This is a genomic window from Cellulomonas sp. (assembly GCF_036279715.1).
Taxonomy (GTDB): Bacteria; Actinomycetota; Actinomycetes; order Actinomycetales; family Cellulomonadaceae; genus Cellulomonas_A.
On sequence record NZ_DASUIR010000099.1, the window covers coordinates 1 to 8,626 of the forward strand.

General features: G+C 71.8%; 10 protein-coding genes and 1 pseudogene. 4 read left to right on the forward strand and 7 right to left on the reverse strand.

What is annotated here, in order from left to right:
* From VFW79_RS09695 to VFW79_RS09715, 5 genes and pseudogenes are all read right to left on the reverse strand, one after another.
* Positions 1-536 (reverse strand): annotated as a pseudogene (locus VFW79_RS09695) (IS5 family transposase); the annotation flags it as partial.
* A gap of 45 nt (positions 537-581) precedes the next feature.
* The gene (locus VFW79_RS09700) at positions 582-989 is read right to left on the reverse strand and encodes a hypothetical protein (protein ID WP_329677100.1); all 408 of its coding nucleotides are present in this window, start codon (positions 987-989) and stop codon (positions 582-584) included.
* 268 nt (positions 990-1,257) lie between these two features.
* Positions 1,258-1,626: a thioredoxin gene (gene trxA, locus VFW79_RS09705; RefSeq protein ID WP_329677101.1), complete on the reverse strand. Its 369-nt coding sequence runs from the start codon at positions 1,624-1,626 to the stop codon at positions 1,258-1,260.
* A 150-nt stretch (positions 1,627-1,776) separates the two neighbouring features.
* On the reverse strand, positions 1,777-3,243 hold the full coding sequence (locus VFW79_RS09710; protein ID WP_329677102.1) for a gluconate:H+ symporter: 1,467 nt from the start codon (positions 3,241-3,243) through the stop codon (positions 1,777-1,779).
* Complete coding sequence (locus tag VFW79_RS09715) at positions 3,240-3,770, reverse strand: gluconokinase (RefSeq protein ID WP_329677103.1); 531 nt, start codon at positions 3,768-3,770, stop codon at positions 3,240-3,242. Before VFW79_RS09715 ends, VFW79_RS09710 begins: the two co-directional genes overlap by 4 nt.
* Positions 3,771-3,905: 135 nt before the next feature.
* Between VFW79_RS09715 and VFW79_RS09720 the strand changes: the two genes are divergently transcribed.
* On the forward strand, positions 3,906-4,628 hold the full coding sequence (locus VFW79_RS09720; protein WP_414647931.1) for a FadR/GntR family transcriptional regulator: 723 nt from the start codon (positions 3,906-3,908) through the stop codon (positions 4,626-4,628).
* 20 nt (positions 4,629-4,648) lie between these two features.
* Here the strand turns inward: VFW79_RS09720 and VFW79_RS09725 are convergent, their stop codons facing one another.
* Entirely contained in the window at positions 4,649-6,037 is a 1,389-nt protein-coding gene (locus tag VFW79_RS09725; protein WP_329677105.1) for a UTP--glucose-1-phosphate uridylyltransferase, read from the reverse strand.
* 44 nt (positions 6,038-6,081) lie between these two features.
* Positions 6,082-7,107: an NAD(P)-dependent alcohol dehydrogenase gene (locus VFW79_RS09730; protein ID WP_329677106.1), complete on the reverse strand. Its 1,026-nt coding sequence runs from the start codon at positions 7,105-7,107 to the stop codon at positions 6,082-6,084.
* Between the two features lie 159 nt (positions 7,108-7,266).
* On the opposite strand from VFW79_RS09730, the gene VFW79_RS09735 reads away from it, so the two are divergent.
* The 3 genes from VFW79_RS09735 to VFW79_RS09745 form a co-directional block, all read left to right on the forward strand.
* Positions 7,267-7,614 (forward strand): nuclear transport factor 2 family protein, encoded by a 348-nt coding sequence (locus VFW79_RS09735; protein ID WP_329677107.1) that lies wholly within the window; start codon positions 7,267-7,269, stop codon positions 7,612-7,614.
* 107 nt (positions 7,615-7,721) lie between these two features.
* On the forward strand, positions 7,722-8,156 hold the full coding sequence (locus VFW79_RS09740; protein WP_329677108.1) for a hypothetical protein: 435 nt from the start codon (positions 7,722-7,724) through the stop codon (positions 8,154-8,156).
* Positions 8,153-8,626, forward strand: a 474-nt coding sequence (locus VFW79_RS09745) for a hypothetical protein (protein ID WP_329677109.1), incomplete at its 3' end; no start/stop codon positions are given. The genes VFW79_RS09740 and VFW79_RS09745, both read left to right, overlap by 4 nt.

Consider the following 8,626-nt stretch of genomic DNA (forward strand, 5'->3'; position numbering starts at 1 on the left):
CGCCGTCGTTGCGGTGCCCCCCGGTGACCACCGCGGCCAGGGGGCGCCCGTGCCCGTCGACCGCGGCGTGGATCTTGGTGGTCAACCCGCCCCGTGAGCGGCCGATGCCGCGACCTGCAGGTTCACACACGCCGATTGGCAGATTCCTGAGATTCGACCCCGCCCCCTGTGTCCTGGTCGGGGCGGGTCGTGTTCGTGCCGTGCTGGTGCGCGCGGGCGATCGTCGCGTCCACCGAGACCCTCCAGTCCACCTGGCCGGCCGCGTCCGCCTCGGCCAGCAACCGGCCCAGGACCCGGTCCCAAGTCCCGTCCGCGGCATAGCGACGGTGGCGCTTCCACGCCGTCTGCCACGGCCCGAAGACCTCCCGCGGCAGGTCCCGCCACGGGATCCCGGTCCGATACCGGCAAGCGATCGCCTCGACCACCCGACGGTCCTCACCGAACGGATGACCCCGCCGACCCGCGTTCGACGGCAACAACGGCTCCACCCGAGCCCACTGCACATCACCGAAGACCCAATACCGAGAAGACGTCACCCGCCCAGACCGCCGCGAGCCTCACCCCAGATATGGGAGACACGCCTAGGCGGCGCAGCTGCTCACGTTCGTCAGCCGCTGCAGGAGCCCGAACGCCGCGACGCCCACCGCGAGCGTCGCGCTGGGCACGTCGCGGGCGGCCGAGCCCACGAGGCCGACGGACACCAGCACGCTGAGGGGCGCCACGACCGCGCAAGGCATGCAGCCGACCTCGAGCCGGCGACCGGTCCCCGGCAGCGGCACGTAGGTGGCCACGGTCATCGCCGTGGCGAGAGCCGTGAGAGAGACGAGCACGAGCCATGCGGGCGGGGCCGCTGGGCCCCACCCTCCGGACGTCGCCACGAGGAGGGCGAGCATCAGGGGCGCGACGACGATGGCCGCCGCGAGTCGCCGCGCCGGCCACCGGGTGCGCAGACCGGTCGAACGGGGACGCCCGGTCAGGTCGACAGACATGCCTGCCGCACCGACCTCAGGCTCCCCGGCACGGGCCCTTCGATCAGCGGCAGGTGCACTGCTGAGCGGGCGGAACGCTCGCCATGACGGCATCGACGTGCATGCCGCAGCCGGACCAGGTGACCTTGCCGCAACGCGAGCAACGGGCAGGACTGCACATAGGTGACTCCTCAGATCGTTCGGTGTGTGGCGTCAGCATACCCCTGGGGGTATGGCTTCGCGCAACCCGCCAGCGCCTGCGGCTGGCGACGAGTCACGTGTCGGTCGTTCAGCTCACGGGCTGCTTGGCTGCGACGCGGGCCCGGACGTCGTCCATGTCGAGCGCACGGACGGCGCCGATGAGCTCGTCGAGCGCAGCCGCAGGCAGTGCGCCGGGCTGCCGGAAGACAAGCACACTCTCGCGGAAGACCATGAGCGTCGGGATCGACGTGATGTCGGCCTGCGCTGCCAGGACCCGCTCCGCCTCGGTGTCGACCTTGCCAAAGACGATGTCGGGATGCGCGCTCGAGGCCTTGTCATAGACGGGCGCGAACATGCGGCACGGCCCGCACCAGGCGGCCCAGAAGTCGACCAGGACGATGTCGTTGCTGCGGACGGTCTGCTCGAACGTGTCGGCGGTCAGGTTGACGGTGGACATCGCTTCTCCTCACGGTGGTGGATACCCTCGGGGGTATAACACCGCGCCGTCGAGAGCATTCCCGCGGGCCTCTCGCAGCTGCCGAAGAACGCCGAGAGGCCCGCGGCCTGCAGGGTGCAGGACGCGGGCCTCTTTGCGGAACCCGAGCGATCACATGACGATGCCGAGCAGCAGCACGAGCACGAGCCCGGCCACCGAGATGACGGTCTCCATGACCGACCAGCTGCGGATCGTCTCTCCGACCGTCATGCCGAAGTACTCCTTGACCAGCCAGAAGCCCGCATCGTTCACGTGGCTGAAGAACAGCGATCCCGAGCCGATGGCGAGCACGAGCAGCGACGTCTGACCGGTCGAGAGGGTCAGGGCGAGCGGCGCCAGGATGCCGGAGGCCGTGACGGTGGCGACCGTCGCGGATCCCGTCGCCAGGCGGATCAGCACCGCGACCACCCAGGCGAGCAGGAGCGGCGACACGCTGCTGCCGGCGATGGCCTTGGCGAGCACGCTGCCGATCCCGGTATCGACCAGGGTCTGCTTGAACCCGCCACCCGCGCCGACGATCAGCAGGATCCCGGCGATCGGCGGCAGCGACTTCTCGAGCGAGGCGGCGATCTGCTGAAGGTTCATGCCCGAGCCGCGGCCGAAGGTGAACATCGCGACCAGCACGGCGAGCAGCAGCGCGACGAGCGGCGTCCCGATGAAGTCGAGGGCCATGCGGAGGCTGCTCGTGGCGGGCAGGAAGATGTCGACGAGAGCCTTGCCCATCATCAGGACGACGGGGAGCAGGACCGTGGACAGGGTCGTCGCGAAGCTCGGCCGACGCGTCTCGATCTCAGCCTCAGGCAGCAGGGTCTCGACGTCGACACCCGTACCCGCGCCTCCGCCCGTCCGCGCACCGATCCGGGGCGCGGCGGCGGCGGGGGCGCCGCTCGTGACGAACAGGGCCGGGGCCATGACGGGGACCCAGCGGGCCACGTGCTTCGCGAGCACCGGCCCGGCGAGGACGACGACGGGGATCGCGACGAGCACGCCGAGCGCCATCGTGATGCCCAGGTTGGCGTTCAGCGCCGCGATCGCCACGAGGGGCCCGGGGTGCGGCGGCACGAGTCCGTGCATCACCGACAGCCCCGCGAGGGCGGGGACGGCGATCCGCAGGAGGGGCAGCCCCGACCGGCGCGAGACGAGCAGGATGACCGGGATCAGCAGGACGAGCCCGATCTCGAAGAACATCGGCAGGCCGATCAACGCGCCCACCAGGGCCATGGCCCACGGCAGGCTCCGCGCGGTGGCGCGCCGGATGATCGTGTCGACGATCTGGTCGGCACCACCCGAGTCGGCAAGCAGTCGGCCGAACATCGCACCCAGCGCGATGAGCGTGCCCACGCCGGCGACGGTGGATCCGACCCCGTTGCCGAAGCTGGTCAGGGAGTCCTGCAGCTTCATCCCCGCGAGCGCCCCGACGCTGATCGAGCCGATCGTGAGGGACAGGAACGGGTGGAGCTTGAACTTCGTGATCAGCACGACGATCACGGCGATGCCGATCAGCGCGGCCAGGACCAGCTGGGTGCTGCCAGCGTTGGTCAGCGCCTGGGCGGCGGTGGCCAGGGCGGTCGATCTCATGGGCGTGCTCCTGTGGGATTGAGGTGGGAGATGAAGTCGGTGACGAGGTCATCGACGGGGGTGGTGAGGTCGGCTGCCCGGCCGAGCTCGTCGAGCTCGAGCGGCTCGAGCGTCTCGAGCTGGGACGTGATGAGCGAGGCCGGCATGAAGTGCCCCGGTCGTTCGGCGATGCGCTGCGTCAGCACGGCGGGATCGCCGTCGAGGTGCAGCAGGGTCAGGCGAGGCGCTGCGGCCCGCAGCACGTCGCGGTAGCGACGACGCAGCGCCGAGCAGCCCACGACCCCGCCCCGATCGTCGTGATCCGCGAGCCAGCCGCCGATGGAGACGAGCCACGGCGCGCGGTCGTCGTCGTCGAGAGGGTGGCCCGAGGCCATCTTGGCGATGCTGGCCGCGCTGTGGAAGGCGTCCGCGTCGGCGAAGTCCACGCCGAGCTTCTCGGCGAGAGCTTGGCCGACGGTCGACTTGCCCGAGCCAGCCACACCCATGACCACGACCAGCGGCGGCCGCCCGGGGGCTTGTTCGTCCATGCTCGCTCTCCTCAGCTCTGAGGTCCAGGACGCTGACCTAGCGCCTCGAGGAGGATGACCCATTGGTCATACGAAAGCAAATGCAGTTCGACGTTAAATGTGATCTATGGTCGAGGGCCGGGTATGTCATGCACAATGGGGCCCGTGACAGCCACGGCGACTGCGAGCGGCCTGCACGAGCGCGTCCTCTCGAGGCTGGGGCCCGCACTGGTGTCGGGCGAGCTCGCCGAGGGCGACGTGGTCACGATCGACGAGATCTCGCGCCAGTACGGCGTCTCGAGGACCGTGGCCCGCGACGTCGTCAAGGTGCTCGAGTCGCTCCAGGTCGTCACCACCCGGCGACGCGTCGGCGTCACGGTCCGCCCGCGTTCCGAGTGGAACGCGTTCGACCCGCGCCTCGTCCGCTGGCGACTCGCCGGGCCCGACCGCGCCGACCAGCTCCGCACGCTCAGCGAGCTGCGCCGCGGGGTCGAGCCCGTCGCGGCAGCCCTGGCCGCCACCCATGCGACCCCCGAGCAGTGCGGCGAGCTCACCGCGGCCGTCATCGGCATGTCGGTGACGGGACGCCGGGGTGATCTCGAGGCCTACCTCGAGCACGACATCCACTTCCACCGCGTCCTGCTCACCGCGTCGGGCAACGACATGTTCGCCGCGCTGGCCTCGGTCGTCAGCGAGGTCCTGGCCGGCCGGACGCACCACGACCTCATGCCCGCGCACCCCGAGCCCACCGCGATCCGCCTCCACGGCGACGTCGCCGAGGCCGTGGCCAGCCGCGACGCCGCCCGCGCCGAGCGGGCCATGCGCGCGATCGCGATGGAGGCCCAGCAGGCCATGGAGGCCGCGGCGCCAGCTCGCTGAGCGGCGCGCGGAATCCGCCGTCAGGCGATGCCGGTCGGGCCCACCCGCGCGCCGTCAGGGACGGTCGACGGCGTCCCGGGGTCGGCCAGCACGGCATCGCCCACGACGGCCACGCCGCGGCCGAACGTCCAGTCACCCCGCACGCGCAGCGACGTCGCGTCGACGAGCGACGGCGCCGTGGGCAGCCGCTGGTCGAACGCCCCGATGGTCTTGAAGTGGGCCGGGTCGAGATCGACGTACGGGGCGTCGGCGGTCGCGACGAGCCGTTGGTCGTCGGTCAGCCGGTAGACGTCGGAGCGCAGCACCAGCAGGTCGTTCGTCGTCTTGACGGGGAGGAAGCGCGACCGGTCGACCTCGAGCACGACGGCGCCGTCGAACACCTCGATCGCCGCACCCATGGCGGACTCGATCTGGACGACGGGGGTCGACGTCGGGTCGGTCGGGTCGACGGTCTTGTCGTTGGGGATCAGCGGCAGGTCGAGCACGCCGCCGCTGCGCTCGAGCTCGGCCGCGAGCGCTCGCAGGTCGAGCCACAGGTTGTTGGTGTTGAAGTAGGGGTGGGTCGCGATGTCCGCGGCGGCGTCGGCGTCCTCGGGCCGGGTCTGGGCGGTCTCGCGCAGGACGATGCGACCGTCCGCGGCGCGCACGACCAGGTGGCCGCCCTTGCGGTCCGCCGGGGTGCGCCGGGCGACCTCGGCCGCGAAAGGTGCGCCCGTGCCGGCGAACCAGCCCGCGATCCGCGCGTCGGGCGCAGCCCCGAGGTTGTCGGAGTTGGAGACGGTCGCGTACCGGAAACCTGCGTCGAGCAGCGCCGTGAGGGTGCCCGAGGCGTACAGCGCGGTGTACAGGTCCCCGTGACCCGGCGGGCACCACTCGAGGTCCGGGTCGGCGGGCCACTCGACCGGGGTGAGGTCGTCCGCGCGGAGCTTGGGCTCACGGTTCTGCACGAAGTCCAGCGGCAGGCCGTCGATGCGGAGGTCCGGGTACGCGGCGAGCGCGGCGAGCGTGTCGTCCCGGGTGCGGAAGCTGTCCATGAGGACGAGCGGCAGCCGCGCCCCGGTGGTCGCCCGCGCGACGAGCACCTGCTCGGCGATGAGGTCGAGGAAGGTCCGTTCACCGCGGACCCGCAGCAGCGACTTGGCGCGGTCCATGCCCATCGACGTGCCGAGCCCGCCATTGAGCTTGAGGACGGCCGTGACCGCCAACGCCCGGCGACCGGCCTCCTCGTCGACGTCGAGGTCCGCGAGGTGAGGCACGCGGGTCAGGGGCGTGACGTCCCGCTCCGCGATGATGCCCGTCTCCCCGGACTCGAGGAGCCCGTAGAACCGAGCGAACGCGTCGACCGCCGTGGGCGGCACCCCCGCGTCGTGCATCTTGTGCCGGGCTCGGGCCAGTCCGTCAGCGCTCATGGCACCGATGCTATGGGAGGCCCGAGCCCGTGACCGTCGTCGACCTAGGGGACCAGGATCCCGCGGCCACGCAGGCGGCCGGCGTCCAGGTCGTCCATCGCGTCGTTGACCGCGTCGAGCGGGTAGGTCTGCGTGAGCATCTCGACCTTGCCGTCGGCGGCCAGCACCATGAGCTCGACGAGGTCGTTGTAGCTGCCCACCAGGTTCCCCACGACGTTGCGCTCGGTCGAGATGACGTCGATCGTCGGGATGTCGACGGTCCCCCCGTACCCGATGACGAAGTCGCTGCCGGCCCGCCGCGTCATCGCCCAGCTGTCGTGCTCGGCGCCGCGCTCGCCGACGAAGTCCAGCACCACCTCGGCGCCCTTGCCGTCGGTCAGCTCCATGACCGTGGCGACGTGCGAGCCGTCCGCGACGACCGTCACGTCCGCCCCCCAGGCACGCGTCAGGGCGAGCGCCTCCTCGTTGCGGTCGAGCACGACGATGCGCGTCGCGCTCATGGCCCGCAGCGCCTGGATGCCGATGTGGCCGAGCCCGCCGGCGCCCATCACGACGCACGTGGTGCCCGGGTGCAGGAGCGGGACCGCCTTCTTGACCGCGTGGTAGGCCGTGAGGCCCGCGTCGGCCAGCGCCGCGACCGCAGCAGGCTCGACGCCGGCGCCGAGCTTGACCACCGAGCGCGCCGAGGTCTTGATCAGCTCGGCCATGCCGCCGTCGGTGTCGATGCCGGGGAACGCCTGCGCCTCGCAGTGCACGTCGTCCCCTGCCCGGCAGGCCCGGCAGAAGCCGCACGTGACCAGCGGGTGCAGGATCACCGCGTCGCCGACCTGCACGTGCTCGACGGCGGAGCCCACCGCGTGCACCCACCCGGCGTTCTCGTGGCCGAGCGTGTACGGGAGCGCCACGTTGCTCTTGGCCGCCCACTGCCCCTCGACGATGTGCAGGTCGGTGCGGCACAGGCCTGCGCCGCCGACCCGCACCACGACGTCGAAGGGATGGGTGACCACGGGCTCAGCGACGTCCTCGACCAGGGGCCGGACCTCGTACTGGTGCAGCCGAACCGCCTTCATGACGCCTCCCGACAGCGGGACGACACCGTCGTCGTCCTCTGGTCAGACCGTACCGAGATTTGACCTGATGCGGCATGGACAAGAGGGGCAATCGGAGGAAACTTGAGCCAGCCGGCAGCCCGGCCGCTCTGTCAACGAGGATCGAGTGAAGGGAACGTCATGACGACCACCAGGACACCCGAAGAGGTCTTTGCGCACCACGGCCAGACGCTGGGCGGCGAGGACCTCGAGGGCATCATCTCCGACTACGCCGACGACGCGATCCTCATCGTGCAGGGCAAGGTGTATCGCGGCAAGGACGGCGCACGCCAGGTCTTCATCCAGCTGCTCAGCGACGTCCCCCAGGCGCAGTGGGAGCTGGAGACGGTGTTCGCCGACGACGTGCTGTACCTCGGCTGGAAGGCGACCGGCGGTGGCCGCAAGGTCGAGAACGGCGTGGACACGTTCATCTTCAAGGACGGCATGATCCGCGTGCAGACGGTCGTCTACACGGTGCAGCCGGCCTGACACCCTGGTCGCGGCGCCGGCGGTCCACCGGGTCGACCGAATGGACCGCTGGCGCCGCGCAGCGTCACGCGTAGAGTCCGAAGAGTCTCGTGACTCGGGGAGATGCCATGGCGCGTCTGAGCATCCTCGACCGGTTCCGGCCGGTCGGAGCTCCCGGTCCCGCGGGTCCGGTCGGCGTCCCTGCCGTCGACGAGCCGGGGCACGCAGCCGAGCTCGCCCCCGTGTTCGCCGCCCTGACCGCGGACGTCGAGTCGTGCCGGCGACTCGTCGAGGAGGCGCAGCAGCAGGCCGAGGCCACCCTGGCGGACGCGCGGGCCGAGGCCGCCGCGATCATCTCCCGGGCCCGGCTCGACGAGCCCGCCGCGCGCGCCGACGCGGCCGCCGCGGTCGAGCAGGCCGCCTCGGCCGACGACGAGCGCACGCTCCAGACAGCACACGACGCGGCGACCGCGCTGCGCGAGAGCGGCTCGGCACGACTCCCGGCCGCCGTCAGGCTCGTCGTCGACCGACTCCTCGCGGACCAGCTGGCATCGCGGCCATGAACGCCGACTGGGTGGCCGCCTCCGTCCGGGCCCGCGCGCTCGCGCAGCGCAGGGTCGGCGCCGGCGTCAGCCACCGCGTCGCCGCCCTCCCGAACCTGGCGGCGGGCCTGGCAGCCCTCGCGGACAGCATGTACGCCGACCGCCTGCGCGGGACCACGGAGCTCGCCGCAGCCGAGCGCGCGACCAGCGACGCGGCGCTGTGGCAGCTCAGGGTCCTGGCGGGATGGGTGCCGGCGACCGCCTCTCGGCTCTGCCGGGCGGCTGCGGGGCGCTACGAGCGGGACAACATCGTCGCGCTGGCCCGCGAGCTCGAGGACGGCCTGACAGCGCCCGAGCCCTACGACCTCGGCACCCTCGGGACCTCCTGGTCGCAGGTCAGGACGGCGACGTCACTGGCCGAGCTGCGGACGGCCCTGACCCGGTCGACCTGGGGTGACGTCGCCGCCGAGGGCACGGCTGGCCTGCGGGAC